Source organism: Shewanella carassii, from assembly GCF_002777975.1.
Taxonomy (GTDB): Bacteria; Pseudomonadota; Gammaproteobacteria; order Enterobacterales; family Shewanellaceae; genus Shewanella; species Shewanella carassii.
Map to the genome: position 1 here is coordinate 1 of NZ_NGVS01000035.1, position 26552 is coordinate 26552.

27 protein-coding genes and 1 pseudogene are annotated in these 26552 nt (G+C 52.5%); 10 read left to right on the forward strand and 18 right to left on the reverse strand.

Annotated elements, in window-relative coordinates; genetic code table 11:
- Positions 1-193: 193 nt before the first annotated feature.
- Positions 194-1093, reverse strand: coding sequence for a type I restriction enzyme HsdR N-terminal domain-containing protein (locus tag CBE72_RS19330; RefSeq protein ID WP_100145925.1), 900 nt, complete (start codon positions 1091-1093; stop codon positions 194-196).
- Positions 1094-1197: 104 nt separating this feature from the next.
- Entirely contained in the window at positions 1198-1743 is a 546-nt protein-coding gene (locus CBE72_RS19335) for a hypothetical protein (protein WP_100145927.1), read from the reverse strand.
- A 2132-nt stretch (positions 1744-3875) separates the two neighbouring features.
- Here CBE72_RS19335 and CBE72_RS19340 point away from each other — a divergent pair.
- On the forward strand, positions 3876-5258 hold the full coding sequence (locus CBE72_RS19340; protein ID WP_100145929.1) for a DUF3300 domain-containing protein: 1383 nt from the start codon (positions 3876-3878) through the stop codon (positions 5256-5258).
- 139 nt (positions 5259-5397) lie between these two features.
- Here CBE72_RS19340 and grxB read toward each other — a convergent pair whose 3' ends face one another.
- The 4 genes from grxB to CBE72_RS19360 form a co-directional block, all read right to left on the reverse strand.
- Positions 5398-6048: a glutaredoxin 2 gene (gene grxB / locus CBE72_RS19345; protein ID WP_100145931.1), complete on the reverse strand. Its 651-nt coding sequence runs from the start codon at positions 6046-6048 to the stop codon at positions 5398-5400.
- Positions 6048-6968: a sterol desaturase family protein gene (locus CBE72_RS19350; protein WP_100145933.1), complete on the reverse strand. Its 921-nt coding sequence runs from the start codon at positions 6966-6968 to the stop codon at positions 6048-6050. Before CBE72_RS19350 ends, grxB begins: the two co-directional genes overlap by 1 nt.
- 21 nt (positions 6969-6989) lie before the next feature.
- Positions 6990-8051 (reverse strand): DUF2804 domain-containing protein, encoded by a 1062-nt coding sequence (locus tag CBE72_RS19355; protein WP_100145935.1) that lies wholly within the window; start codon positions 8049-8051, stop codon positions 6990-6992.
- A 126-nt stretch (positions 8052-8177) separates the two neighbouring features.
- Complete coding sequence (locus tag CBE72_RS19360) at positions 8178-8762, reverse strand: porin family protein (RefSeq protein WP_100145937.1); 585 nt, start codon at positions 8760-8762, stop codon at positions 8178-8180.
- Between the two features lie 161 nt (positions 8763-8923).
- Here CBE72_RS19360 and CBE72_RS19365 point away from each other — a divergent pair, with 161 nt between their 5' ends.
- From CBE72_RS19365 to CBE72_RS19380, 4 genes are all read left to right on the forward strand, one after another.
- On the forward strand, positions 8924-9490 hold the full coding sequence (locus CBE72_RS19365) for a YajG family lipoprotein (protein ID WP_100145961.1): 567 nt from the start codon (positions 8924-8926) through the stop codon (positions 9488-9490).
- Between the two features lie 65 nt (positions 9491-9555).
- Positions 9556-10140, forward strand: a complete 585-nt coding sequence (locus tag CBE72_RS19370; RefSeq protein ID WP_100145939.1) for a peptidylprolyl isomerase — start codon at positions 9556-9558, stop codon at positions 10138-10140.
- A 67-nt stretch (positions 10141-10207) separates the two neighbouring features.
- The gene (locus CBE72_RS19375; protein ID WP_100145941.1) at positions 10208-10528 is read left to right on the forward strand and encodes a hypothetical protein; all 321 of its coding nucleotides are present in this window, start codon (positions 10208-10210) and stop codon (positions 10526-10528) included.
- Positions 10529-10689: 161 nt separating this feature from the next.
- Positions 10690-12375, forward strand: a complete 1686-nt coding sequence (locus CBE72_RS19380; RefSeq protein WP_100145943.1) for an MFS transporter — start codon at positions 10690-10692, stop codon at positions 12373-12375.
- Here CBE72_RS19380 and CBE72_RS19385 read toward each other — a convergent pair.
- Positions 12372-12857, reverse strand: a complete 486-nt coding sequence (locus CBE72_RS19385; protein ID WP_100145945.1) for a YajQ family cyclic di-GMP-binding protein — start codon at positions 12855-12857, stop codon at positions 12372-12374. The genes CBE72_RS19380 and CBE72_RS19385 overlap by 4 nt on opposite strands.
- 172 nt (positions 12858-13029) lie before the next feature.
- Between CBE72_RS19385 and CBE72_RS19390 the strand changes: the two genes are divergently transcribed.
- Together CBE72_RS19390 and CBE72_RS19395 are read left to right on the forward strand one after the other, a co-directional pair.
- Positions 13030-13362: a VanZ family protein gene (locus CBE72_RS19390; protein ID WP_373289242.1), complete on the forward strand. Its 333-nt coding sequence runs from the start codon at positions 13030-13032 to the stop codon at positions 13360-13362.
- 4 nt (positions 13363-13366) lie between these two features.
- Entirely contained in the window at positions 13367-14293 is a 927-nt protein-coding gene (locus CBE72_RS19395; protein ID WP_100145949.1) for a ketopantoate reductase family protein, read from the forward strand.
- 1 nt (position 14294) lies between these two features.
- Here CBE72_RS19395 and CBE72_RS19400 read toward each other — a convergent pair.
- The 8 genes and pseudogenes from CBE72_RS19400 to hemA form a co-directional block, all read right to left on the reverse strand.
- Positions 14295-14768, reverse strand: a pseudogene (locus CBE72_RS19400) (EamA family transporter); the annotation flags it as partial.
- Positions 14769-14874: 106 nt separating this feature from the next.
- On the reverse strand, positions 14875-15723 hold the full coding sequence (gene kdsA / locus CBE72_RS19405; RefSeq protein WP_039034283.1) for a 3-deoxy-8-phosphooctulonate synthase: 849 nt from the start codon (positions 15721-15723) through the stop codon (positions 14875-14877).
- 44 nt (positions 15724-15767) lie between these two features.
- Entirely contained in the window at positions 15768-17039 is a 1272-nt protein-coding gene (locus CBE72_RS19410; RefSeq protein WP_373289241.1) for a DUF819 family protein, read from the reverse strand.
- Positions 17040-17118: 79 nt separating this feature from the next.
- Positions 17119-17910 (reverse strand): transglutaminase family protein, encoded by a 792-nt coding sequence (locus tag CBE72_RS19415; RefSeq protein ID WP_100145953.1) that lies wholly within the window; start codon positions 17908-17910, stop codon positions 17119-17121.
- Entirely contained in the window at positions 17910-18305 is a 396-nt protein-coding gene (locus CBE72_RS19420; protein WP_039034285.1) for a SirB2 family protein, read from the reverse strand. The genes CBE72_RS19415 and CBE72_RS19420 overlap by 1 nt, the downstream gene beginning before the upstream one ends.
- Positions 18306-18461: 156 nt before the next feature.
- Positions 18462-19307: a peptide chain release factor N(5)-glutamine methyltransferase gene (gene prmC / locus CBE72_RS19425; protein ID WP_100145955.1), complete on the reverse strand. Its 846-nt coding sequence runs from the start codon at positions 19305-19307 to the stop codon at positions 18462-18464.
- Between the two features lie 11 nt (positions 19308-19318).
- Positions 19319-20404, reverse strand: coding sequence for a peptide chain release factor 1 (gene prfA / locus CBE72_RS19430; protein ID WP_025011691.1), 1086 nt, complete (start codon positions 20402-20404; stop codon positions 19319-19321).
- Between the two features lie 14 nt (positions 20405-20418).
- Positions 20419-21669, reverse strand: a complete 1251-nt coding sequence (hemA, locus tag CBE72_RS19435; RefSeq protein WP_100145957.1) for a glutamyl-tRNA reductase — start codon at positions 21667-21669, stop codon at positions 20419-20421.
- A 246-nt stretch (positions 21670-21915) separates the two neighbouring features.
- On the opposite strand from hemA, the gene lolB reads away from it, so the two are divergent.
- From lolB to CBE72_RS19450, 3 genes are all read left to right on the forward strand, one after another.
- Positions 21916-22578 (forward strand): lipoprotein insertase outer membrane protein LolB, encoded by a 663-nt coding sequence (gene lolB / locus CBE72_RS19440; protein ID WP_373289240.1) that lies wholly within the window; start codon positions 21916-21918, stop codon positions 22576-22578.
- On the forward strand, positions 22575-23453 hold the full coding sequence (gene ispE, locus CBE72_RS19445) for a 4-(cytidine 5'-diphospho)-2-C-methyl-D-erythritol kinase (protein ID WP_100145959.1): 879 nt from the start codon (positions 22575-22577) through the stop codon (positions 23451-23453). Before lolB ends, ispE begins: the two co-directional genes overlap by 4 nt.
- 78 nt (positions 23454-23531) lie before the next feature.
- Positions 23532-24479, forward strand: coding sequence for a ribose-phosphate pyrophosphokinase (locus tag CBE72_RS19450; protein ID WP_028779717.1), 948 nt, complete (start codon positions 23532-23534; stop codon positions 24477-24479).
- 180 nt (positions 24480-24659) lie between these two features.
- Here the strand turns inward: CBE72_RS19450 and CBE72_RS19455 are convergent, their stop codons facing one another.
- The 3 genes from CBE72_RS19455 to CBE72_RS19465 all read right to left on the reverse strand — a co-directional run bounded on the left by CBE72_RS19455 (position 24660) and on the right by CBE72_RS19465 (position 26440).
- Positions 24660-24950 carry a hypothetical protein gene (locus CBE72_RS19455; protein WP_039034289.1) on the reverse strand — a complete coding sequence of 97 codons (291 nt, stop codon included), beginning with the start codon at positions 24948-24950 and terminating at the stop codon, positions 24660-24662.
- Positions 24951-25048: 98 nt separating this feature from the next.
- Complete coding sequence (locus CBE72_RS19460) at positions 25049-25543, reverse strand: rod shape-determining protein (RefSeq protein WP_226684720.1); 495 nt, start codon at positions 25541-25543, stop codon at positions 25049-25051.
- Between the two features lie 381 nt (positions 25544-25924).
- Positions 25925-26440, reverse strand: a complete 516-nt coding sequence (locus CBE72_RS19465; protein ID WP_071475442.1) for a hypothetical protein — start codon at positions 26438-26440, stop codon at positions 25925-25927.
- Positions 26441-26552 lie beyond the last annotated feature (112 nt).

The window sequence follows — 26552 nt, forward strand, 5'->3', positions numbered from 1 at the left end:
AGTAATGCGAATAACCAAACTCGCGGATATCAGCAAGGTCAACCGCCGACACTTACTCGCCAAAGTCCGACTGTCAGAGTGCCCTTACCGGAGATTTTTGGGTCTCCGGTAAGGACACTTTTACCTATTTGACAAAGGGAATCATATCAACGCCTAAATCAGGTGCGCTGTAGGCGTCACCTGGATTTACTTGTTAGGGCTTTTCTTCGTCTAAGTCAAAGTTTGTCAATGCTATGAACTCATCAACTTCAAACGGAATATAAGACTCTTCAGCATTGTGAAATACTTCTGTAGAAAGTTTCGATATAACACCGAACTTTAGCTCCATCACTGATGGATCGGATGAAAAATGAAAGGGTTGTCGCGAAAGTGCTTGTTGTACTGCATCTCTTATATTTTGTGGCTGAAACGACAAAAGCTGATTCAATCGATTTTTATCAAAATCAAGTGATATTGCCATTTCAATATCGCCGGGAACACTGCTTATTGTCGTATATTTATCATCCTCAATTTTGGCAATAAAGCATGAGCAACAGAGTGGAGCTATGAAATTCATGTTATCCACCGCACCAAGTCTTTTCATGTAGACACCAAAGTCTGGTGCGTAATTTATCAGCTCGGGATTCCCTTGAATTTGAGAGTTTAATATCCTAAACAATGATTCCCATACGGTATGTATTTCCTGTAATTTGAAATGCAGTACTGGTTCAAATTTTCTAACCTCATAAAGAACAAACTCATGCCCATTGCACAAGGCATACATTTCAGCCCTGACTTCAGGATGAATCGCATAGCTATAAGCTTGCTCTACATGTTTGCTTTTTGTTATATCTTCATTTGGCGATTTGGCATCCAAGATCCACAATGGCTTTCCATCTGCTAAAAATAGGTAATCTGGAATAATTGATATTTTACGTTGTTGAGAGCCAATAGCTACATAGGGGTGAATCAATGGACGACTTCTTACAATTTTTGCATCACCTGTTGCTGAATACCCAAGACTTTTAATTATTGGAATAATTAACTCCTCACGAACAGAGTCTTCCTTGAAATCTGGATCTTTCAAAATACTAAAATCAAAATCCTCGAACATATTTACCCTTTGATTTATCGATGAACTATGAAGCCCTAACGCCGCGCTCTGCGGCAAATTTGGAGCGCAGCGGAAAATTTGTCCGGCAGCAGCGCCTTGTTAGCTTATTTAAGTTTAGTTACACCAACTTTTTCGCCATCATCGGTGTTAATCATTGTTGACCCGCAAATAGTGACATTTGATATCGGGAGCCAAATGCTGGAAGTAACAGTATCAATACTGTCAACCTGCCATATTGAGCCATCTTCAAGTTTAATTATTTCACCATTGCCAGCGATCGACTGAATCCAATGGCCATCAGAACAACCACCGGCTTGCTCTTTTGAGGCTGGGGCAGTAAGTGAGTTAATAGATCCAAGCTCAGTGGAATCCCATACCCGGCACTTTTGATCTTCATCGGGAAGAATCAGCTCCGTACCAACGCCAAGAAATAAACCAGGCGAAGTTATCAATGCCGTTTTTCCTTCATACCTCCACAACGAAAGGCAGCCAACACCTTTTTCTATTTGATAGGCCTGCTCGTTTTTCCTAACAACAATAGCGTTGTCATCCATGACCTTGTAAACATACACCCACTCTGTAGCAGCGTGGATCTCCACACTAAAAAGGAATAAGGCCGTAACTACGACTTTTAAATAAATTTTTCGCATGCGATTTCTCTGTGAAGCTAACAGCTGTATAGTGCGCATGCGCGTTTTAGTCCTCGGAGGAGTGTAAACGCGCATCGCTATCTGTTTGTATTAGCTGGATATAATACCATTTAGTCCAAATATCCCTTGCAGCTAAACGCGCATGCGCGGTTTCCAAACCTATTATCTACCGGCTGTATTTTTTAACTTTATGAATTTAATGTTATTTTCTAAAATGTTACAGAAATAACGCGCAAACTTAGCTGCAAATTCCCGGCATTTTTCCTGGAACGTCAATAATACTGTATAAAAATCAGTTCTGAGGTGCTTGTCATTAGCGCTTCAAGCCCTGCAACTAAGGGCCTTAAAACCAAGGGCCCTACAACCCAGGCCCAACTAAAAACGTCGAGTAAAGCCATGGCTACCGCCCGGGTCCAAGCTATGTTCGTCCCTGCATTCCGTTGAAAACGGAAAAGTGTTGCTGCTTCTGGCCTTAAACTTCAGGAAGTACTAAAGCCAAGCATTTGAATTAGTTATACAATACCCAGTGCTGGATATGAAAACAATTAGCCAAAGGTCAAGTTTTGACAAAGGCAACAAAACCCTGATTTAGTTTGTTTTTGAAGCAGAATTAACTGGGTTGGAAACCCAAAACGACACGACTTTAAGCCGCTGGCNGAAGCAGAATTAACTGGGTTGGAAACCCAAAACGACACGACTTTAAGCCGCTGGCACAGCGGCTATCATAGCTTCAAGCTAAAAGTGCCTAAGTTAGTACTGGCCGAGCTTCTGGCCACGGTGTAGCCAATCACCTGCAGTGCGCCTTTCGCACAGGCGATCCTATTACACGCTGCGAGTACGTCCCTGTAAGCTCTGCCTCGCCATCCCTGGCTCGGAAGGTCACAGTTCCGCCTGTGCCTGGAATTAGGTGTATGTCTGCGGGCATATAGGTAACTTCAAACAAGTTAGTTCTCACAGAGTTGCACCAATTCCCCCTTCGGAGCCGCCGCTGGCGTTGTTGCAAATTGGCGTAGCCGAGACAGGGATGTCGAGGCTCGAAGGTCGAGCATGGATGCGAGTCCTGAGTGTAGCCAATTTGCTTCATAAGCCAGCGGGGATTTCGGCTACGTCGGGGTGTCCTTGGGGATGCAAGGGGCTTTGGACAAGCAAAGCCCCTTGCCCGGTGTGGTTTGGCGAGTGTCGCCTAGCGACTGGCTACGAGCGAGAGCCAGGGATGGCGAACTGGCCGTTGTGTATGGATGCACTTGCTCCACGACCTTAAGCCGCTGGCACAGCGGCTATCATGGCTTTAAGCCAAAACTCACCAATAAACTAGGTCTTAGCTTCTGGCTAAGCAGCCGCCAATCACCTGCGGTGCGCCTTTCGCACAGGCGCTCCTGTGACACGGCGTGAATACGTCCATGTAGCCTCGACGAAAACATCCCTGTTTTCGACGGTCACAGTCCCGCCTGTGCTTGGAATTAGGTGTATGTCTGCGGGCATATAGGTAACTTCAAACAAGTTAGTTCTCACAGAATTGCACCAATTCCCCCTTCGGAGCCGCCGCTGGCGTTGTTGCAAATTGGCGTAGCCGAGACAGGGATGTCGAGGCTCGAAGGTCGAGCAAGGATGCGAGTCCTGAGTGTAGCCAATTTGTTTCATAAGCCAGCGGGGATTTCGGCTACGTCGGGGTGTCCTTGGGGATGCAAGGGGCTTTGGACAAGCAAAGCCCCTTGCCCGGTGTGGTGTGGAACACCACGACTTTAGGCCGCTGGCACAGCGGCTATCATGGCTTTTAGCCAAAACTCACCAATAAACTTGGTCTTAACTGCCAGCTAAACTGTAGCCCATCACCTGCGGTGCGCCTTTCGCACAGGCGATCCTGTGACCCAACATGAACACGTCCCTGTTTCGATGGTCACTGTTCCGCCTATGTCTGGAAATAGGCGTATTCCTGCGATGCCAAAAGACTAAGTTCCACTACCCACTTCCGCCAGGCAGCAGCTTGGAGATCATTTAGCCATCCAAAAGCCTTCAGCTTATGTTCATCAAAGGCCACTTATTCTGAAGCCACTGATGGGGAATTGCATCGGCAAGGCCTCAGTTAGCTCACTTGCCAGGCTGGTAACCATACCGGCCTAAAGGAGGCAACCATGAACAAGCTGAAAATCTGGCTGCAGCACAGTGTGCTTATCCTGTGTCTGTTTGGCCTGCCAACTACGGCGCTGCAGGCCGCCGAATCCGGCAGTGATATCCGGGAACCCGAGCTGATGCAGCTGCTCTCCCCTATAGCTCTCTATCCGGACACCTTGTTGACCCATATGCTGATCGCCTCAACCTATCCACTGGAACTGGTGCAGGCACAGCGCTGGCGCAAACAGCGCAGCCATTGGAGCAATGAACGCCTGATGGCCGAAGCCGAGAACCAGGATTGGGATCCCAGTGTGATGGCGCTTATCGCCTTTCCGGAAGTGTTGAACAAGATGAGCACAGATCTGGACTGGACCGCCCGTTTGGGCGAAGCCTTTATCGCCGATGAAGGCCGGGTGATGGATGGGATTCAAACCCTGAGACAAGCCGCCTGGGATGCCGACTCATTAAACGACCTGGGTAACCTTAACGCCAGACGCGACGAACGTCAGATAGTGATAGCACCGACCCGCACCGAGATTATCTATGTCCCTTACTACGACAGTCGCCGTGTCTATGGCCATTGGCACTGGAGCAGCTACCCACCTATCTATTGGGACCCTTTCCCCGGATATGTGCGCTACCACTCCAGTCCGTTTTACTGGCGCAGTGCCGGGGTCAGCATTTCATTTAACTTCTTCTTCAGCGCCTTTCATTGGCATGACAGAGTGGTCTGGGTCGATTATCGCCACAAACACTATAATCACTACCGGCCGAGACTGGCCTATAGCCAGGGAGCCCAGCGCTGGAGCCATAACCCGCACCACAGACGGGGCGCCCATTATCGTCATCCGGCGCTGCAACAACGCTACAATAAGGCGGTATACAACAAGCCACACAAGCGTTATGAATCCCAGGCACGCAGCTTCAACCACAGCCAAAGGCTGCATCAGGACAGAAACAAGCAACAAAAGCAGTTGCAGCGAGAGTTAAAGCAGCGCAGAGAGCACAATAGCCGTGAATGGCGCGCCGCTGACAAGAGGGAGAAGATGCATAGGGGCGAGCCCCAAAAAGTTCGCCAGCTGTCACAGCAGCCGTCATATAGGAATGCCAATAACAGTGCCAACGCCGCCGACAAAACGATGCGGGTTAAACATCAGGCCAGAGACAGACAGTTGCAACAGGCCTCAAACCGGCACACTAACACTACTTATAGACAAGCTGAAAAACGCCGGCAACAGGCAGATAAACAACAGCAGCCACAGAGACGCTATCAGCCTCAGAGTCAATCAAAGGTGCAGCATCAACAGCGAGCTCAGCCACAGCGCCATCAGGCGGAGCGACGCCAGCCCAGCCGTGCTCTGGAGCACAGACAACGTGCAGTGCATCAACAAAGAGAGCGTTGAACAAAGAGAGTGTTGAAAAAGCTGAGTTGAAAATGCCGGGTTAAAGTAGCACTTGCCCTAAAGTGAAAACGAATGAAAAAGACAGGTCCAGTACTGGCCTGTCTTTTTGGGTGTAGTTGTATGACTCAGATAAAGCCGCTCAGACGGCTCTGTCGTCGTACAAGTCGATTTGAGTCAGCGCTGCCACCTCTTCGATATAGGCGCGCACTCTGGCCGGGAATACCAGCCCCTTGACCATGGTCAGGTTTCTCAGGCCGGGGAACAGGTTGATATCATCAATACTCAACTTATTGCCCCGCTCCGACGGCAATTGCAGCCAGTCGAGACGTGGCCAACACTTAGCCAGGCCCTCAAGATAATCGGCCGTTTGCGCAAGCGCTTTTTCGAAAGAGATCTCTATCATGGCGCTCTTGTTTTGGGTAAACCAGGCAATCGCCTCTTGGCTGCCAAATTCAGGCAGACCGAGCAACACACTGCGGGGATAGAGCAAGCGACTGCTGAAATAACCGGATGCCTCCTGCCATTGGCTGACAGCATCGGCCTGGCTGGCAAGGGTAATGACCGGCTTACCATCCAGATTATCCAGATAGCTGACGATATCCAGGCTCTCGGCCATGAAGCTGCCATCGGCTTTTTGTAAAATGGGCACCATATTCGCGCCGACCATGGCTATTCTGGACTCCACATCATGGTTTTGCAGATAGACCCGCTCCACCGGCCACGCCTTAAGCCCCACCAGCATCATAGCCTTGACGCAATAGGGACAATGGTCAAACACAAAAAGCTTCATCAGTACTCCTTAGCTTCCTTGGAACTGTCAGGGCCATCAGCATATCCTCCGAGGCCGGAGCTGGGCAACTCCTGACTGGCCGGCGGCGCAAACAGCAAACGCCAACGCTGCCTGAAACCAAGTCCGGGGCGGCTCACTTCCGCCAACATATCGCGCCATTCGGCAAAAGTGACTGTCACAGGATTAAAGCTGTTGACCGGCTTGGTAATACCATAGCGCACGGTTTCCCGCTCCGGCTCAAAGCTGCCGAATAATCTATCCCAAATGATCAACACCCCGGCGTAGTTCTTATCTATGTACTGAGGATTACGGCCATGGTGCACCCTGTGATGAGACGGCGTGTTGAATATCCACTCCAAGGGCCCAAGACGTTTGATGGCCTGGGTATGGACAAAAAATTGCAGTCCCAGATTAAGCAGCACCACAAATACCACCCAGTTGGGATCGAAGCCTATGATCACCAAGGGCAGCCAAAACAGCCACATGCCCGCCAATGGGTACATCAGGCTCTGACGAAAGGCGGTGGAAAAATTCATGTTTTCCGAGCTGTGGTGCACTACATGGGCGGCCCACATCCAGCGGCATCTGTGGCTGGCCCGGTGGAACCAGTAATAGCAAAAGTCCTGCCCCAGCATCAGCAGCACAAAGGTCCAGCCATTCATCTCAATGTCGAACAAACGCCAGCCGAATAACCACAAATACAGTTTGGCCAGCAGTAATCCTGTGAGAATATCGGCGCCCTGATGCATGCCTGCCAGCACAAAGTTACAGAAAACCTCCGCCGGCCGATAGCGGGCATTCTCAGGCAAACGTCTGAGGCGGTCACCGAAAAACCATTCCAATGCCATGCAGATGAAGAACAGCGGCGCCAATACCAGCAGCAGCCATTCAGGGTGGGAAATAAGTAAATTGAAATCCATTTTTATTCCTTTTATTCCAGCTCACCACTTGGCAAAGTGATCTTCTGTCAGGCCGCTCTGCTGCACCAGCTCATGGCGCTTGCCCCGGGAGTCTTTGACCCAACCGGAAAACAGCCCGGTATACTGGCGAAAATTGCTTTTAAGCAACCCCAGGTTGAGCCTTTCGCTGCGGCACCCCAAGGGCGAAAATGCCAACTCCAGATCGCCGCGCTCAGACCAAACTCGCCATTGGCCGCCGGATGCTGCCATGCGGTCAAACTCAAAATGCACCGGCGACAGTAAATGCCTGGCACCATCAACCCAGAGCACGTTTTCACAAGAGCCGGTCTCGTTGACTCCGGCCGCCAGATTTAGCCCCAACCCCTTGCCATCAATGTCGGCATTGATAGAGGCCCAGCGCCAACTGGTTTCCCGGCGCATAAAGCCTGCGGAAAAGTCATAACCGGCTCTGGCCTGCAGCAGCGACTGGGGTTCATAATTGAAGGACAACTGGCCGGAGACCTTGAGGGCATTGTGTTTCTGGGTATAGGTCCAACCGCTGTAACCGGTTGGACTGCAAAGCGCCATCGGCAAGCTGAGCGGTTCGGGAACCAAGGTCAGCTCCCCCTCAAGTGGCATTCCCTGTAGTTTAAGATCCAGACTCAGTTGCCATTGTCCCTGCTCACGCCGAAAGTGAATGCCGCCCATACGGCTCTCCCCTTGCCATGGCGAACGGCTCAGGTTAAAACCAGCGGGCGGCCGCAGCAGATTCTGCTGATACATGCGACGACTTTGCAAATCAAACAGATAACAGAAACCACTGCCAAGATAGGCGATATCCGCCAAGGCAACGCCCAGCATCCATCTGGGGCTGTTAAGGCAAATAAACTCAAACTGCTTATAACTGCAACGCTGTTTCAGGCGTGAAACCCTGCGATCCATCTCATTGAACAGCTGAAAGTCTGACAATCCCAGGCTTTTCGGCGGCCCGTCGAAATGACCAAACAGAGGCCGACCGTGAACATCTATCAAAGAGTCAGGTGCCGCCTGGGTTGCAACCCCGGATTGAGTCGTCGGCAAAGGCCCGGATTTCAATTCCAACATATTCCCAACTGGTGTTTTTAGAGCAATAACTTGACTCTACCCTGTCGCCGTCGGAGATTGAAGCCTTGAATGTTACAAAAATGAAAAACCCCGTTATACGGGGCTTCATCCGGTTTACTGTGTCATTCAGAAACGGTAACTGAGGCCGACGAATACCCCTTGATAATCGAAGTTATCCGTCTTCAGATACACGTATTCTGTATTGATACCCAGATTGTTGCGGAAGCGATATTCCCAACCGGCTGCCGCATGCAGGCCGTTTTCAGTGTCATTGAAGCCAGCGCCGTCTTTGGTATATTGATATTCGAGTTTAACCCTGGCGGCACCCAGCTTGGCATAGAAGCTGTTGCGCTCGGTAAAGCCCCAGCGGCCATAAAGGGATACTCTCGCCGCCTCGAAGCTATCCATCTGCAACTCGGTAATGGCTGAGGTAAAGGCATGGACTATACCGGCGTCGGACCAAAGGTAACCCGCTTCGACACCCCAATTTGGGGTGAGATGATAGCGATAATAAAGCTCTGTGCCCCAGCTGTCTGAGCTGTCGTTGTCTTCGGCGTTACCGGCATCGGGATTGAAGCGGCTGATGTCATCGTCATTCTGCACTCCAAGGCCTATACTGCCACCGATAACATGTTTGCCTTCTGCGGCGTTGGCTGCCGGTGCCGTCAAGGTCGGCATCACCAGTGCAGCTGCCAATATAACGTACTTCATACGATTCCCCCATGATTTGTAAGTGTTTTACGCGCGGATATTGCGCTTCGCTGTCTGAACCCTGACTGAATCAGAGTGGGTTATCTGCCATTGCCAGATGCTGGAAGCCAAACTCAAATCTGGTTATCCTGATGCCACCTTTTTTACAGCTTCGGATTTTTATGAAACGGCTTGCTACCTTGATGCTGGGGTCGGCGCTGCTCTTTGGCTGCGCCAGTCATACCCCCAACTTTATTGCCCTGAGCCCTGAACTGCCAGCGGTCACGCCACAGACTTCGCTGGAGCCGGCTCTGGCGCTGCAAACCCTGGATACCCGCACCGCCAACTTTATTGTGCGATTCAATGAAGATGGCAAAGCCGCACGTCTGGTCAGCCCGGCCGAGCCACCCAGGGTCCAACTGGATCAACTGTTCCGTCAAGGTTTTGCCAAGGCCGGATACCGAATCGATCCCGCCAGTGGGAAAGAGGTGCAGTTGCAGCTGATTGAACTGCTCACTGATGTGGATGAATCCAGCTTCGGCTTCGAAGCCAAAACCAATGTCAGCATCAATCTGCTGGCCAAAAACAGCAGTCATACCCTGACCAAGCGTTATAAGGCCAAGGGGCTGCTCAAGGGGCCATTCAGTGCCGACTTCGCCTCGCTGGAACTGGACATGAACAAGCTGATCACCCAGTTGAGCGGCGAAATACTCAACGACCCCGAGCTGCACAGCTTTTTGCAGCAGTAATTTATTGGGCCGGTCGGTGACTCACAGGCAGGCCCGTCTGCAACACTATAATAAGGAATCTGGTCATGAGCCGATGGATACTCGCAGCCGTATTGATGCTGACCAGTCAGCTGGCGCTGGCATTGGATATACAAAAAGACAATCTCTACCCCCTAGTGGAATTTGATACCAGCATGGGCAAAATCGTGGTCGAGCTCGATCGCACCCGAGCGCCCATCACTGTGGACAACTTTCTCACCTATGTGGTGCGCGGCGACTACAACAACACATTGTTTCACCGCATTATTGCCGATTTCGTAGTTCAGGGCGGCGGCCTCAGCCCCAAGTATGAAGAACTGCCTTCAGACAAGCCGATAGTCAATGAGTCGGGCAACGGCCTATCCAACAGCCTAGGCACTATAGCCATGGCCAGAGAGAATGCTCCCCATTCGGCCACCCGCCAGTTTTACTTCAATGTGGCCGACAACAAAAAGCTCGACCCATCCTCCAGGCGCTGGGGCTATGCCGTATTCGGTGAAGTCAGCCAAGGACTTGAAGTTCTGCAGAATATGGCGCTGGTAGAGACAGGTACCAACAGTACCTTGGGTTGGCCCGATGTGCCGGTTACCCAAGTTTTGTTGAAGAAAGCCACACTTCTGCCCAGAAATTAACCCCAGGCCCGGTTCAGTTTCAAAAAGCTGTCTATACTGAACCTGGCAAACATAAGGAGGCGATCTGATGACCCCAGAAGAGTTCATCGATGTGAAAGCGCCCCAACTGGCTCATTACGGCAAAGCATTCTTGAGCGACAAGCTGGAATTTAATGAAGTCAGATTGTATCTGTGGGATACCCTGGAAGAATGGCATCAGCTGAACTTGCAGGGGGAAGCGCAAACGGATGTCGAACGCGTATTTTGGCACTTGTTGTACGTCTTCGATAAATGGCCCGATTGGGTATTGCGCGGTAACCAGTTTTTGCGCCAGCAACTGGACGACTGCTGTGAATACCTGTTCGGTGGTGGCCCCATACCCGAAGGCTGTATCGGCGTCAGGCCCTGAGACAGACGTTAATCTACCCCGCCTGGGTGACACTTTAATGACACGGGCGACCAATCCCCGGCTTTGCCGGGGATTTTTTATTGGGCAAACATCCAAGCACGCCTTGAAGTCGCAGGCGCGGGCTTTTACTCTAAGGCCTTTGACTCTCACCAAGCCGTGCCATGCCTCAATCTTTTTTTGCCAGCACCCGAGACGCCCTGAGTATCTATTTCCACAAGCGAGTACTCATCTTATTGCTACTCGGTTTTTCCGCCGGCCTGCCGCTGATGCTGGTATTTTCCACCCTGTCTTTCTGGCTCAGGGAAGCCGGGGTAGACAGGGCTGCCATCGGCTATTTCAGTTGGGTAGCCTTGATCTATGCCTTCAAATGGGCCTGGTCTCCCCTAGTCGATCGCATGCCCCTGCCTTTGTTCAGCCAACTCTTTGGCCGCCGCCGCGGCTGGATGCTGTTCTCCCAGCTATTACTGATAGCCGCCATTTTGGGAATGGCCGGCAGTGACCCCATGGAAGATCTCACCCATCTGGCACTATTTGCGCTGATGGTGGCCTTTTCCTCCGCCACCCAGGACATAGTGGTCGATGCCTTTCGTATCGAGTCGGCGCCGGAAAAAATGCAGGCGGCACTGGCCGCCGCCTATCAGGTGGGCTATCGCAGCGCGATGATCATAGCCACGGCAGGCTCACTGACTATCGCCGCCTGGGTTTCTCCCACGCCGGAAAGCTATGATCTCCAGAGCTGGCAAACCGCCTATCTGGTAATGGCAGGCCTCATGGGCATAGGCATACTGGCAACACTTTTTGCCAAAGAGCCGGCGGTGGACATCAGCTCTATCGGGGAAGAGGAAGCGAGCCTCAGAGACAGACTCAGGGCCAATCTGGCACCCAGACTCTCTGTCTGGGCTGCGCCGGCCAACCTGTTTATCCTGCGCCATGGCAAGTTACTGCTCCTGCTGCTGGGGCTTTATTTCTGTTTTAGCCTGGCTGAGCCTTTCACCCAGGTGCTGCAATCCTACTTTCCGAGTCAGGCCCTGAATACAAATGTGGTTACTCTGGCTACTATGGGGCTCATTCTGCTGCTCTGGTTGCTGATCTTCGGCGTCAAAAGTAAAGACAGGGCAATTCAAGAGCAGGAAGCCAAGCAGCTGACCCAGGCCGGCACAGATAGGATGGCCGCCTTTATCTCCTGGCTCTACAGCGCCGTGGCCCTGCCCTTTATCGATTTCTTTCGCCGCTACGGCAAGAGCGCGATTCTGATCCTTATGCTGATTTCCTGCTACCGGATCTCGGATATTGTCATGGGGATCATGGCCAATGTTTTCTATGTGGATATGGGCTTCAGCAAGGAGGAGATCGCCACCTTGAGCAAGGTCTATGGTCTGATCATGACCCTGGTGGGCTCGGCATTCGGCGGGGTGTTGTTGGCACGCTTCGGCACCATAAAAATCCTCTATGTCGGCGCCTTCCTGGTGGCCACCACCAATCTGTTGTTCGCCCTGCAGGCCATGGTGGGCTACAACGTGCCACTGCTGACCCTGGCGATTTCGGTGGACAACTTCAGCGGCGGTATCGCCACAGCGGCCTTTATCGCCTACCTTTCCAGCCTCACCAGCAGTGGCTACAGTGCCACTCAGTATGCGCTGCTGTCTTCGGTGATGTTACTGTTTCCCAAGTTTATTGCCGGCTTCTCCGGCGCCTGGGTCAACGCCTTTGGCTATGTGAATTTCTTTGTCAGCGCCAGCATCATAGGCTTGCCCGTGCTGCTGCTGATTTGGCTGGTGCAAAAAAACAGCCCGCCGAGGCGGGCCGATACTGCTCAAGATGCGCTCAAGTCGCAGATTAACGACTAGTCGCGGAAGTTATTGAACTGGAACGGCTGGCCCAGCTCGGCATTGCGGGCCAGCGCCATCACCGCCTGCAAGTCGTCACGCTTCTTGCCTGTGACCCGTACCGAGTCGCCCTGGATTTGCGCCTGCACCTTGATCTTGCTGTCTTTGATCTGTTTTACCAGCTTCTTGGCCACATCGCCCTCAATGCCTTGTTTGAACTTGACCTTCAAAGAGAACATCTTGCCGCTGTGGATCGCCTTCTCATCCACTTCCATCGCCTTGGGATCCACATTACGACGGCTCAGTTGGGTTCTTAAAATATCCACCATCTGATTGCACTGAAAGTCAGACTCTGCCGACAGGGTCACCACAAAGTCCTTATACTCCACCGCAAATTCCACCCCGCGGAAATCGAAGCGGGTATCCAATTCACGTTTGCTGTTATCCACTGCGTTACGCAGCTCAACGGCATCTACTTCTGACACTATATCGAATGAGGGCATTTCATCGCCTTTTACTTATCAGTCAAACCAATAGCGCCAGTCTACCCTAAGTTGAAGCCGAGCTGAATAAATCCACGTCTACTGATGACAGCCAGGCTTTATTTTGACTATGATGTTCGCCAAGCTTTCCAACCCTGCGTGATTTGTGATTAACCGACAGCTGCTGTTTAAAATGGCTTTGTTGATTGCCCTGGCGGTGATCAGCTACCTGGTTTTTTCCAAGCCTAACTACCCTCAGAGCATTCCTAACCTGGATAAAGTGGGCCATATCGGCAGTTTCTTTGCCCTCGCCTGGCTGACCTATCTGGCATTTCGCCCCCGCTGGTACTTAATGTTTGCCACCCTGGCCGGCTACGGCATTCTGATAGAGATGGTGCAATCCCGTCTGCCTTACCGCAGTGCCGATATGGCCGACTTTGTCGCCGATATGACCGGAATCGTACTCTTCTACGTATCTCTCTGGGGCTATCGCAAGTATTTTGGCGCCGCCATGCTGAAGGAGTAACGGGATGCAGATAGGGATCCTCGGCGTTGGGGCCATAGGGCAACTGCTGGCGCAGCAACTGGCTGCAGCCGGTCTTGAACCTTGGTTATTACCCAGAGTATTGCCAACAGCCAACACCCTGCCATTGGCGCAGCAGGGCGAAGAACACGTCTATACCCTGGAGCTTGGCGACCAGAGTCTGCAAACATCGTTTCTGTGCCTGGCGCAGGACTCGAGCAAGCTCAAGCAGCTCGATCTCTTGCTGGTCACAGTCAAAGCCTATCAGGTTGAAGCGGCGCTGGAGCCTGTGCTGCCAAGACTTCACCCGAATTGTCGCATCCTGCTGCTGCACAATGGACTTGGTCCTCATCAGAGTCTGGCCGCCAAGCTGAATGACCGGCCACTGAGCCTGGGCACGACAAGTCAGGCGGCGCTGAGACTAAGCAGCAATCATATTCGCCAAACCGGCAGTGGCCTGACCCAGATAGGTGACTTAATCGGCGCCCCCATGCCAGAGGTGATGAAAACCGCTCTGCTCAATGCTATTCCCGGCAGTCAGTGGAGTAATGCCATTCTCGAAGCCCTGTGGCAAAAGCTGGCGGTCAATGCCGTTATCAATCCGCTGACCGCCATTCACAGAGTCAACAACGGTGCCCTGGCCGCCCCCGAGTTTGAGGGAACAATCTGCGCCATTCTCGATGAGCTGTTACAGGTAGCCAAGCAGGAAGGCATAGCGCTGACGTTCGATGTGCTGCACGCCAGAGTCAAGGAAGTGATACGGCTAACCGCCGCCAACTACTCCTCCATGTATCAGGATCTCAAGCACGGCCGCAAGACGGAAATTGACTATATCAACGGTTACCTGCAGCAGCGCGCCGAGCAATATGGGCTCACACTGCCAATCAACAGCGAACTGCTGGCCCAGATAAAGGCATTGGAGCCACACGGCTAAATCATCCCCAAAGCACCAATACCGCGGCCAGGGCAATCAGTACCAGGCCGCCCATATCCTTGACCTTGACCCGCTGCTTGAGCCAAAGGCTGGAGATCAGCATCATAAAGAAGACTTCCACCTGCCCGAGCGTTTTCACATAAGGCACGGCCGTGAGCGACATGGCGCTGAACCAACCTATGGAGCCCAGACAACTGCTGATACTGATGGCCAGGGTCAACCTGGGCCTGTGCCAGAGTTTTTTAAGGGTTTCTTTATCTTTGATAAGAAGCCAGGCGAGCAGCAACAAGGTCTGCAGCAAAATAACCAACAAGAGTACCCAGGCGGCGCGGTGAGGAAATGGCAAACCCAGCACCAGACTTGCTTCCCTAACCCAGAGCGAAGTCAGCGCAAAGGCGCTGCCGCACCCCAACCCCAGCAGCAGTGTCTTGAAGGACAAGCCTTTGAGCCCGCCGTGGGTACTGAGCAGAAAAACGCCCGCAATTGCGGGCGTTTAAGGCTAACATGCTAGCTAAGTGATTCGCTATTCAACCAAAGGCGCTGCTTGCAGCAGCTTATGCGCTGTTAACCAAGCGCTTGGCTCAGCGACTGGTATCCAGCGCCGGGAAAGACTTCACCAGCTCATCAACGGCCTTCATCTGGCTCAGGTACCCTTCCAGTTGCTGCAATGGCAAGGCACAAGGGCCATCACATTTGGCGTTGTCCGGGTCCGGGTGCGCCTCAATAAACAGCCCGGCCAGTCCCAGCGCCATGCCGCTGCGGGCCAGTTCGGTTGCCTGGGCACGACGACCACCGGCAGAATCTTCACGGCCGCCAGGGCGCTGCAGCGCATGGGTGGCATCGAAGATCACCGGGTAGCCGGATTGCTTCATCTCATCCATGCCCAGCATATCCACCACCAGGTTGTTATAACCAAAGCAGCTGCCACGCTCACAGAGAATGATCTCATCATTACCCGCTTCGTTGAATTTCTTGATGATATGCCGCATCTCATGGGGCGCCAGGAACTGAGGCTTTTTCACATTGATGATAGCCCCTGTCTTGGCCATGGCCACCACCAGATCTGTCTGACGCGCCAGGAAGGCCGGCAACTGAATGATGTCCACCACTTCGGCCACAGGCGCGCACTGGTAAGGCTCATGCACATCGGTAATCAAGGGCAGCTTGAAGGTATCCTTGATCTCCTGGAAGATTTTCAAACCTTCTTCCATGCCGGGGCCACGATAGGAGTTGACGGATGAGCGGTTGGCCTTGTCGAAGGAGGCCTTGAACACATAAGGGATCCCCAGCTTCTGCGTGACTTCCGCGTAGGTTTCGGCAATGGTCATCGCCAAGTCCCGCGACTCGAGTACATTCATGCCACCGAACAGCACAAAGGGCTTGTCATTGGCTATCTCGATAGCCCCCAGATGTATGGTTTTATTACTCATCGCAACTTCTCTCTTGAATGCCGCTCATGCGGCGTTAACTTAAATCAGCCGGCCACGGCCTGCAGCAACTGGCCACAGAGCCAAGCCATATAAGTGCCTAAAGCATAGCCGAATACCGCCAGCAGCACACCTACGGGTGCCAGTGCCGGATGGAAGGCCGCAGCCACTACGGGCGCAGACGCCGCGCCGCCAACGTTGGCCTGGCTGCCCACCGCCATGTAAAACAGCGGCGCACGGATAAGCTTGGCCACCAGCAGCATCAATCCCGAATGCACCAACATCCAGATAATGCCCACCAGGAAGTAAATCGGCGTATCCAGAATTTGGGATACATCCATATGCAAACCGATTGTGGCCACCAGTATGTAGAGGTAGGCCGAGGCTATCTTGGAGGCGCCGGCCGCTTCCAAATGACGGGCCGGGCTGAATGACAGCAGCAAGCCTATGGTGGTCACTATCACCACCAGCCAGAAGAATCCGGAGGTCAGACTGTATTGCTCGGTCCAGGGATAGTTGGTCGCAAACCAGGGAGCCAGCAGATCGGCGCCGACATGGGCCAGGCCGGTAATACCAAAGCCCACAGCCACTATCAGCATGATGTCGCGCAGGCTGGGAATGCGGGCGTTTTCGGCATGATACTGTTCCACCTTGGCCTTGAGGCTTTCGATGGCGCTGGTATCTGCACCTGTCTTGGCATCTATCTCCTTGGCTCTGGATGCCATAAACAGCAGCACTGCCATCCAGATGTTGGCGACTATCACATCAACAGTGACCATCACGGAGAAGATATTGCCGCCCACTTCATAAATCTCTTTCATCGCCGCCTGGTTGGCACCGCCGCCAATCCAGCTGCCGGCGAGTGTGGTCATGCCGCGCCAGACCGCGTCCGGGCCGTGACCAGCGGTCAATGTCGGGTCGATTGCCGACATGATAAGCAGGGCAATCGGGCCGCCTATGACAATGCCCATGGTGCCGGTCAAAAACATCACTACCGCCTTGGGACCCAATCCCAGAATAGCTTTGATATCGACACTCAAGATCAGCAATACCAAACAGGCCGGCAACAGATAACGGGACGCCACATAGTAAAGTTTGGAGCTGCTGCCATCGACAATCCCAAAGGTATTGAGCAAAGATGGCAGGAAGTAACACAACAGCAAGGCCGGAATGAAGCGGTAAAACTTCTGCCAGAAAGGATGGCTGCTGCTGTTGGTATAAAAAACGAAGCCGAGAATGGCGGCCAGAATGCCGAGCGCGGTGGCGTCATTGGTCACCAGCGCGGTCATTTCAGTGGCCGCCTGTGAGGTACTGCTCATAGGTCCTATCTCCCTTGCGATTGCAATTTATTGTTTTATTTTAATATTTATATTTTTATCACTGCCCTCGCGGGCAGGTTCAATGAAAGGTCTGAGGGTCGTCTCCCAGTTCTCTAAGTTGCATCTTCACCAACTCGACCACTGGATCGTGCGGGCTGTTGTCGACAAAATACTGCAGGTCGGCGCTGGCGACATGAATCGCCCCCAGTTGCTGGGCAATAAAGGCGCGCTCCCGATGCAGACTGAGATCATCGGCATGCCATTCAAGTAACAAATTACAGCACTCCATCGCAACTTCAAATTCATGGGCGACTATGGCGCCCGCCTTGAGTTCATGCAGCATGCGGGTCATCAGCCTCTGGGTGCCAACCGGCTTGAGGTAAGACGCTTTTAGCGGCGCACTGTTCCCAAGCTCACCGCGAACCAGGGCATGCAAGCGCTCTTTGCTGAGGCGCTCCCCCCGAAGCGGGTCGAGATAGATGAGTTCACCGGCCACGTGGCAGGCCAGCACTGTGGTGCCCGGCAGCAGCACTGGGTCGAATTTCAAGTCCAGCTGTTTGCCCAGCAACATAAGCACAGTTGCCAATGTGGTGCTGTTCCCCTGGCGGCTGAGAATACACTGGCCGAGATCGGCCGCCTGCGGGGAAAAATAATCTTCCCTGGGGCCAAATCCCAGGTCCTTGTAAAACCAGTCCAGCAGCGCCTGAAAGCGCCGCTGCTGATCCACCAGATAATGGCTGAGCACTGAGCCGGACAGTTCCAGCCAGGCCCAGTTAGCCTGTTTGGCCAGGCCAAAACCCAGATGTTGGCAAAGCTCAAATGCCGACTCGGGCAGAGAGAGTTCGTCTTGCTTAAGAGAATATTGTTGCATTACCCCAGAATTACCGCTTGTTTGAAGTGTGCCAGTTTTGCCGCATAAACCACCCAGCCCAGAGCACCGAGGAAGGCGAAGATCCGGAAGATCAGATTACGGTTGGACTTGAGCGCCATCACGCCCAGCAGTATGTAAGCGACCACTGCGCCTATCTTCTCCGTCATCCAAGGATCAACGAAGGGATACTGCTTAATCATAAAACACAGAATCAATCCGGACAGCAGCAGGAAAGTATCGATCACATGCGGACCTACCTTCAGCAGTTTCTTGTCCATAATCGCTGACTGACGCAGCTTAAGCACGAAACGCACAATGAACAGTAATACGCTGACGGCGATCAGTGTCATGTGCAGGTGTTTAACTGCCGGATACAGGCTGTAAAAAGTTTCCATCGGATAGCTATCTGTAGGTGAACAAAGGCGACAGTGTACCCTATCGCAGCGTTCAGCACCAAGGCCAAGCCGCTGTCGAAAGGGCGGAATTATGACAGGAAATAAGGACGATATCGGCGCTTTTCAAGCCCGAGAGTGACTCCCGGGTACAGACACTCAACCGGGCCAAAGTCCCAGGGTGCATCTTTCATTGGAGCCAAAGTCACGCACTGTGGCCACCTGCTGAAAACCGAGCTCGGCAAGTTTTTCCCTGAGCTTCACCGCTTGAGCGTAACCATGTTCCAGCAACAGATAACCGCCCGGCAACAGGTGCTCTCTGGCATGGGCTGCGATATGGAATAGGTCGGCAAAGCCCTGATCGGCGGCGGTCAAGGCACTGCGGGGCTCAAAGCGCACATCGCCCATCTCCAGGTGTTCATCATCCTCCTCGATATAGGGAGGGTTGGAAACAATCAGCTGAAACTTGCGCCCCTGAACCGCCGAAAACCAGTCACTCTGAAGGATCTCCACCTGCGGCAGTTTCAAATTATCCCGGTTGGCACAGGCCAGCTCCACCGCGGCCTCGACCTTATCAACAGCAGTCACCTGCCAGCCTTGCCGCTCATGGGCCAGTGCCAGCGCGATAGCGCCGGTACCTGTGCCGAGATCCAGCACGGCGATATCATCTGAAAGCGGCAAGTTGAGCGCGGTTTCTACCAGAATTTCGGTGTCCGGGCGCGGAATAAGGGTGGATTCGTTGACAATAAAAGGCAGTGACCAGAACTCGCGCTCACCGACAATATGGGCCACGGGCACACCTTGGCTGCGACGCTGCACCATCTGGGTAAACTGCTTGTATTGTTCTGCCGATAAGTTTCTTTCGGGCCAGGTATAGAGAAAGCTGCGGCTCTTGCTCAAACAATGCAGCAACAGGGCTTCGGCATCTGCATGAGCAGACTCGGACGATGCAGCCAACATAGAAGAGGCCCACTGCAGGGCCTCGGCAATATTGAGTTTAGTCACAGACAGTCCTTTTATTCGTCGGACAGAGCCGCCAACATGTCGGCCTGATGCTCTTGCATCAAGGGCTCGAGCAGCTGCTCCAAGTCTCCTTCTATCACCTCGTTGAGGCGGTACAGTGTCAGGTTGATCCTGTGGTCGCTCACCCTTCCCTGAGGGAAATTATAGGTGCGGATCCGCTCGGAGCGGTCACCGCTGCCCACCAGAGAGCGACGAGTAGATTCTTCGGCGCTGCGGCGCTTTTCATCTTCGGCCGCCTGCAAACGAGCCGCCAGTACGCTCAAGGCCTGAGCCTTGTTCTTGTGCTGCGAGCGCTGATCCTGGCATTCCACCACCAAGCCTGTGGGCAAGTGGGTAATACGAATCGCCGAGTCGGTTTTGTTAACGTGCTGACCACCGGCACCGGAAGAGCGGAAGGTGTCGATACGCAGCTCGGCCGGGTTGATTTCCACCGCCTGGGCCTCAGGCACTTCGTGCATAACGGCCACGGTACAGGCCGAGGTGTGCACCCGCCCCTGGGATTCGGTTTCCGGCACCCTTTGTACCCTGTGACCACCGGACTCAAACTTGAGTTTGCCGTAAACACCGTCACCGCTGACCTTGGCAATCACCTCTTTGAAACCGCCATGCTCGCCCTCGCTGGCGCTCATGACTTCGACCTGCCAGCGCTGGCTCTCGGCATAACGGCTATACATACGGAAAAGATCACCGGCAAAGATAGCGGCTTCATCACCACCGGCACCGGCACGGATTTCCAGAAAGGCGTTGCTGGCATCATTGGGATCTTTGGGTAACAGCAGAATTTGCAACTCGCCTTCCAGCTGCTCCAGCTGAGCGCGGGCCGCCTTGATCTCTTCCTGAGCCATCTCTTTCAGCTCAGGATCTTCCTCGGCCAGCATCTCCTGTGCGGTTTGCAGATCCGCCTGCGCCTGCTGGTAGGCCTTAAAGCCTTTGACCACATCTTCAAGCTGAGCATATTCCCGAGACAGGGCTCTGAACCTGTCCTGATCCGCTATGACATCTGCATCACTGAGCAGGGCCAATACTTCTTCATTACGCTCAAGCAAGCCTTCCAGCTTGCGGATAACGGATTCCTTCATTTAGCTCGCTAACCTTAGTGTTTATCCAAGCCGAGCGCGGTTCTCAATTGACCCAAAGCATTGAGATCCCCCTGACGACTGGCAGCTGTCAGGGCCTGGGTCGGTGCATGGATCAGTCGGTTGGTCAGACGGTTGGCCAGCTCCAGCAGCACCTGCTCTGTGTCTGCTCCCTGCGCCAACTTGTTCATTGCCCGCTCAACCAGCTCATCTTTAATCGCCATGCTCTGGGTACGATATTCGCGAATGCTGTCGACCGATTCCAGTGAACGAACCCACTCCATAAACTGGTGTGAATGCTCTTCGGCAATGACTTCCGCTTGCTCGGCGGCCTCTCTACGGGAGGCCATATTCTGTTCGATTATGCTTTGCAGATCATCGACCGTGTACAGGAAAGCATCGTCCAAATCACCGACTTCTGCCTCAATATCACGGGGAACCGCTATATCAACCAATAACATAGGTTGATGGCGGCGCTGCTTAAGCGCTTTTTCTACCATGCCCTTGCCCAGGATGGGCAGCGGACTGGCGGTAGAGGATATCACGATATCGGCCTTGGGGAGAAAATCTGGTATCTGCTCCAGGGTAATCGCCTGGGCATTGAACTCTTCACACATGGCTTCGGCGCGGGAAATAGTGCGGTTGGCCACCACCATGCTGGTCACACCGTTTTCCTTCAGGTGGCGGGCAACCAGTTCTATGGTTTCACCGGCGCCGATGAGCAACACTTTGGTGCTCGCCAGAGAGGAGAAGATGTGCTTGGCCATGCTAACTGCGGCAAAGGCAACCGAAACCGCCGCAGTACCGATTTCCGTTTCGGTGCGCACCTTCTTGGCCACGGCAAAAGTATTTTGGAACAGGCGATCCAGTGTCAGTGCCACTGTGCCGGATTCCTTGGCCTTGGCAAACGCCTGTTTGACCTGGCCGAGGATCTGCGGCTCGCCCAGCACCAGGGAGTCAAGCCCGGAAGCGACCCGCATTAGGTGTTGTACCGCAGGTTGACCACAATGTTGGTACAGGCATGGAGCCACCTCTTCATGGCTCAGGCCATGATAATCTTCCAACCAACGCACTACCTGCTCGGCATTTTCTGTGTTGCAGTAAAGCTCGGTGCGGTTACAGGTGGAAACGATAACGGCTTCCCCGCCCTGAGTCTCCTTGGCCAGGCTGCGCATGGCTTCATGGATCTTGTCCGGGGCAAAGGCAACTTTCTCACGCAGATCAACAGTGGCGGTTTTATGGTTTATACCGATTGCTACAAGGCTCATCTGAACTCGTTCTGGACTCTTGGCGTCGCTGTAGGATGCGGCCATTCTACTGAATTGGCCACCTTAAAAACAGAATACGCTTAACAAAACCGAATAAAGGTCTAACTTATCAACCAATTTATCAATTAAGCTGAACAGGCGCTGGCCAAGGCCACAAGGGCGAAATCTCAATGGCGGCGCGTGTTGGTATTCTGCCAAAGCCCCCGTATCATAGGCGGCCAGTACAGCGAACAACAGATGATTATTTTGAAGTACTTCACAAAAAACTGTTTTATCCGTCTTTCAGCACTGCGCCTGTTGTTGCCCCTGCTGCTCCTTGGCCTGCTCAGCGCCTGTAGCAGCCTGCCCGATGCCCGCTGGCAAGCGACTCAAGTCAAGCACGCAGAGCAAGCCAAGGCCTGGGAGCTGAAAGGCAAGCTGGCGGTAAAGACTCCCGAGGAAAAGTTCAGCACCAATCTTTATTGGCTGCACACCCCAACGACAGAAGAGCTGAGACTCACCACCATGTTGGGCACCAGTGTGATGCTGCTAAAAAGCGGCCCGGACGGCGCCTTTTTGGAACTGGACGGCGAAATCTACCGCGACCGAGACCCGCAGCGTTTACTCGATGGCCTCAGCAATTGGAGCATCCCCCTTAACGCCCTGCCCCGCTGGGTGCTTGGCCTCAGCGCCGCCGACACTGAACTCCTGCTCACCAATAATGACGGCAAGCCCCTGAGTCTGGAAGATGACAGCGTTAGCCCACCATGGCAGGTGAAGTACCTCAGCTGGCAGCAACAAAGCGGTGCCGATATTCCGCGCCTTCTCAAACTCAATCGCGGCGCACTCGAACTCAAGATCCAGTTAACCGAGTGGCAGGCGCTCGAAGCCCAGAGCACACTCATCACCAAGGAAAGCCAGCAGCCATGAGCCTCGTTCACCCAAATCTCCAGCCCAATAGTCTTTCGCTTGGCTGGCCGGCCCCGGCCAAGCTGAACCTGTTTTTGCACATCAATGGCCGCCGCCAAGACGGCTACCATGAACTACAGACCCTGTTTCAGTTTCTCGACCATGGCGATCTGTTGGACTTTAAAGTCACCGCCAATGGCGAACTCAAACTGCACTCCAATTTGGGCGCCGCTGTCCCGGATAGCGATAACTTAATTCTCAAGGCCGCAAAATCATTGCAGCAAGCCAGCGGCTGTGAACTGGGGGCCGAGATCTGGCTCGACAAGAAGCTGCCCATGGGCGGCGGTCTGGGAGGCGGGTCGTCGGATGCGGCCACGACTCTGGTAGCTCTCAATGCACTGTGGCAAACCGGCCTGAGCGAAGCGGAACTTGAACAAATTGGTTTAAAACTCGGCGCAGATGTTCCTGTTTTCATTAAGGGCGTGGCGGCCTTTGCCGAAGGGGTCGGCGAAAAACTTCAGCCGGTGAAACCGGCCGAACCTTGGTATCTGGTATTGGTTCCCGAGGCCCATGTTTCCACAGAAAAAGTGTTCCATGATCCTGATTTACCGAGGGATACTCCCAAGCTCTCTCTGGAGCAACTATTGAGCGCCCCTTGGCAAAATGATTGTCAGGAACTGGTGTGTCGCCATTACCCTCAAGTTGCCAAGGCCTTGGCCTGGCTGCTAGAATATGCGCCGTCCAGAATGACCGGAACCGGCGCCTGCGTGTTCGGGGAGTTCGAAAAACAGCAACAAGCACTCGATTGTCTGGCAAAGCTGCCGTCATCATTCAAAGGCTTTGTTGCCAAAGGGATAAATAGATCGCCGCTTCAGAGTCGACTGGCTCGCCTCTGAACAGTTTCTTCCGGGATAGAGCGCTGCAACCGTTTTATCCCAGCCACTAAAATAAAGCAAACGCCTGAGGTTCTTACAGTGCCCGACATCAAGCTCTTTGCTGGGAACGCTACCCCCAGTCTCGCCAAAAAGATAGCAGACCGTCTTTTTTGTAAACTCGGAGACGCAGAGGTAGGCCGTTTCAGCGATGGTGAAATCAGTGTCCAGATAAACGAAAATGTACGTGGTGCTGATGTGTTTATCATTCAGTCCACCTGCGCACCAACCAACGACAACCTGATGGAGTTGATCGTAATGGTTGATGCCCTGCGCCGCGCTTCAGCCGGCCGTATCACAGCCGTTATCCCTTACTTTGGTTATGCCCGTCAGGACCGCCGTGTCCGCAGCGCCCGTGTACCCATTACCGCCAAAGTGGTTGCCGATTTCCTCTCCAGCGTGGGTGTCGACAGAGTACTGACCTGTGACCTGCACGCCGAGCAGATCCAGGGCTTCTTCGATGTACCTGTAGACAACGTCTTCGGTAGCCCTGTGCTGCTTGAAGATATGCTGGCCAAGAAGCTGGATAACCCGGTTGTTGTTTCCCCCGATATCGGTGGTGTTGTTCGCGCCCGCGCCGTAGCCAAACTGCTCGACGACTCAGATCTGGCGATCATCGACAAGCGTCGCCCACAGGCCAACGTGGCTCAGGTAATGCACATCATAGGTGACGTTCAAGGCCGTGACTGCATCATAGTTGATGACATGATCGACACAGGTGGCACTCTGTGTAAGGCTGCTGAAGCCCTGAAAGAACACGGCGCCAACCGCGTCTTTGCTTATGCGACCCACCCGGTATTCTCCGGTAACGCCGCCAGCAACATAGTAAATTCAGTGATTGACGAAGTCATAGTGACTGACACTGTGCCCTTGAGCCCAGAAATGCTCAAGACAGGCAAAGTGAGCCAGCTGACCATGTCAGCGGTACTGGCCGAGGCTATCCGCCGCGTCAGCAACGAAGAATCTATCTCTGCCATGTTCCAGCACTAAGCTGACATGCAGAGTTAACAAGAAACGCACCTTAGGGTGCGTTTTTTTATGTTTGATTGGGTTGCCATAATGTGGCCCATCAGCTGCGGTGCGGATAGGCAGAAAACCTGAATGCCGTGAAGAGCAAGATGTTCGAGAACGGCCATCTCGCACAGGCGATTTTGTTATTTTTTTATTTTGTTAACTGTTTTGTATTTGCTGATTATAGAATTCACAGCGTTCCTCTAAGCCCATAGACTTTGCAGCATCTTTGAGCTTTACCCAAATTTCTTCTGGAGGCTTACTTGTTGCCTCAAGTGCTGCTTCTTCTAGCATATCCAGTGCTAGTTCTAGCTCGTTGTGATCAAGGTATTCATCGTACTCGGCGATATATTTGCCAACACCCGGGCATTCACAAAGAACTGCACGAGCCTCACTCAACAAAGCGATAGTAATCTTCCACTTTTTTTCCAATTCTTCTCTGAAGCTCATATGACAGTTAACGCTTTGCTAATTGGCTGCCGCAGTGCAGCGTAGGCAGTCCAGTGGAGGCCACGCTGTTTGTGGCCGGAACGAAATTAAGCAACTTGTTAAGTGGCTTTGATTTTAGTTTTAAAATCATCATAGCTCTGGACACGCACATTGATTTTACTGCCAGTATGGATCAACACTTCCCTTGCGCCTATCCCGCTTGCAAGTTCACGTAAAACCCGTTCCTCGATATCGCTGAGACCACCGTCAGTTTTTTCAAGTTGATGCATGATTACTCTCGGCGCAGCTCTTAACTTTGAGCTATTCAGAGTAAAAACACCATGCTGCAATATTTTTTCAGCCAGCATGAAATTACCGATAAAACTTCTAGTATGTGAAAAAGGGTTCGTTGTCTGAATAGTTGGCCCCTTTAATGATTTTGCCTCTCGACCAATCGCCTTAATCTTTTCTTTTCCCTTTGCACCTTCCAACGCTATCCAAGGTTCAATTTCAATAAATTGCCCAGTAGCAAATTTCTGCATAGTGATTTTATTTTCACTCAACTCTACCAACAGATCGAAGGAAAACAGGCTTCTAATAAATTCGAATATCAAATGCGGTCTCCAAGCCACTTAGACATAATGATTCCCTGTGCAGGTGTCGGCCTCCGTGTTTTCTCGTGGATTAGTTAAACCAGAGCCACACTGTTTGTTGATCCAATAGGCAAACAATCACAGGAGGCCGACATGTCTAAAGCTAACACACTTTTTATCGGGTTGGACGTACACAAGGAGACCACTGACGTGGCCTGGGTTTCTGATAAGTCTGCTGAGACTGTGCATTACCATGGCACAATCCCAACCAACCTGCGTTCATTCGATAAACTTATTAAAACAAGACCAGTAAGCTCTGTGTTATCTATGAGGCCGGTCCCTGTGGCTTCTGGCTCTATCGCCATCTGTTGCCTCCTTTTTGATGCTCGGTGGCATAACGCTTCAAGAAGAGGCGCGCGCTTTTTGCGCGTCCTTCTTGCTTGACTTGTTACGTGCCTTTAACTCTTTCGTGAAAGAATCCCATAGAGCTACACATTCTTTAGCTAATTCGAGCGAATCTAGGAATTCTTCTCCACTTAATACTGTATATTTACACTTCATGACTTCACCGCCACCACTACCGGTGTACCAAGTCGAAGTATGCCTTTGTTTTCCTGTTATATGTGGCTGCCTGCTGGTGCGTAAAGAACGAGTGAGCTTGCAGTGTTTTGATCCATTTGCCAAATCAGCACAGATCATCAATGCTTTATGTTGGTTTATGTAATCATCTATCTCTGCTGCCTTAACCCCAAGAACATTCAAATGAATGATCCAATCCCGGATATGATAGCAATGGATAAAAAATGATATGACATCATCGTCATAGGAATCCTTATCATGTCCCGAAGATGAGAAGATACCTTCATATATTGCCTCAATACGTGATAGGTATCTTTTTGTTCTCTCGATCTGCTCCAATCTATGACTCCATGAGCACGTAACGCCGCGTTCTAGGGAATCCCCAGATAATTCCCTTTTTATTCAATTTAGTAGACACGCATGGTGTTGATTGATCTAATTGATTTCGCCA

Bases quoted from the DNA above. Each gene is read 5' to 3' on its own strand.
- CBE72_RS19395 (WP_100145949.1), top strand. From the start codon at position 13,367: ATGCAGATAGGGATCCTCGGCGTTGGGGCCATAGGGCAACTGCTGGCG.
- kdsA (WP_039034283.1), bottom strand. From the start codon at position 15,723: ATGAGTAATAAAACCATACATCTGGGGGCTATCGAGATAGCCAATGAC.
- grxB (WP_100145931.1), bottom strand. From the start codon at position 6,048: ATGAAGCTTTTTGTGTTTGACCATTGTCCCTATTGCGTCAAGGCTATG.
- CBE72_RS19420 (WP_039034285.1), bottom strand. From the start codon at position 18,305: ATGGAAACTTTTTACAGCCTGTATCCGGCAGTTAAACACCTGCACATG.
- CBE72_RS19330 (WP_100145925.1), bottom strand. From the start codon at position 1,093: ATGTTCGAGGATTTTGATTTTAGTATTTTGAAAGATCCAGATTTCAAG.
- prfA (WP_025011691.1), bottom strand. From the start codon at position 20,404: ATGAAGGAATCCGTTATCCGCAAGCTGGAAGGCTTGCTTGAGCGTAAT.
- hemA (WP_100145957.1), bottom strand. From the start codon at position 21,669: ATGAGCCTTGTAGCAATCGGTATAAACCATAAAACCGCCACTGTTGAT.
- CBE72_RS19370 (WP_100145939.1), top strand. From the start codon at position 9,556: ATGAGCCGATGGATACTCGCAGCCGTATTGATGCTGACCAGTCAGCTG.
- CBE72_RS19350 (WP_100145933.1), bottom strand. From the start codon at position 6,968: ATGGATTTCAATTTACTTATTTCCCACCCTGAATGGCTGCTGCTGGTA.
- CBE72_RS19365 (WP_100145961.1), top strand. From the start codon at position 8,924: ATGAAACGGCTTGCTACCTTGATGCTGGGGTCGGCGCTGCTCTTTGGC.
- ispE (WP_100145959.1), top strand. From the start codon at position 22,575: ATGAGCCTCGTTCACCCAAATCTCCAGCCCAATAGTCTTTCGCTTGGC.
- CBE72_RS19375 (WP_100145941.1), top strand. From the start codon at position 10,208: ATGACCCCAGAAGAGTTCATCGATGTGAAAGCGCCCCAACTGGCTCAT.
- CBE72_RS19390 (WP_373289242.1), top strand. From the start codon at position 13,030: ATGGCTTTGTTGATTGCCCTGGCGGTGATCAGCTACCTGGTTTTTTCC.
- CBE72_RS19385 (WP_100145945.1), bottom strand. From the start codon at position 12,857: ATGCCCTCATTCGATATAGTGTCAGAAGTAGATGCCGTTGAGCTGCGT.
- CBE72_RS19410 (WP_373289241.1), bottom strand. From the start codon at position 17,039: ATGAGCAGTACCTCACAGGCGGCCACTGAAATGACCGCGCTGGTGACC.
- CBE72_RS19415 (WP_100145953.1), bottom strand. From the start codon at position 17,910: ATGCAACAATATTCTCTTAAGCAAGACGAACTCTCTCTGCCCGAGTCG.
- CBE72_RS19340 (WP_100145929.1), top strand. From the start codon at position 3,876: ATGAACAAGCTGAAAATCTGGCTGCAGCACAGTGTGCTTATCCTGTGT.
- CBE72_RS19455 (WP_039034289.1), bottom strand. From the start codon at position 24,950: ATGAGCTTCAGAGAAGAATTGGAAAAAAAGTGGAAGATTACTATCGCT.
- CBE72_RS19335 (WP_100145927.1), bottom strand. From the start codon at position 1,743: ATGCGAAAAATTTATTTAAAAGTCGTAGTTACGGCCTTATTCCTTTTT.
- CBE72_RS19380 (WP_100145943.1), top strand. From the start codon at position 10,690: ATGCCTCAATCTTTTTTTGCCAGCACCCGAGACGCCCTGAGTATCTAT.
- CBE72_RS19355 (WP_100145935.1), bottom strand. From the start codon at position 8,051: ATGTTGGAATTGAAATCCGGGCCTTTGCCGACGACTCAATCCGGGGTT.
- CBE72_RS19360 (WP_100145937.1), bottom strand. From the start codon at position 8,762: ATGAAGTACGTTATATTGGCAGCTGCACTGGTGATGCCGACCTTGACG.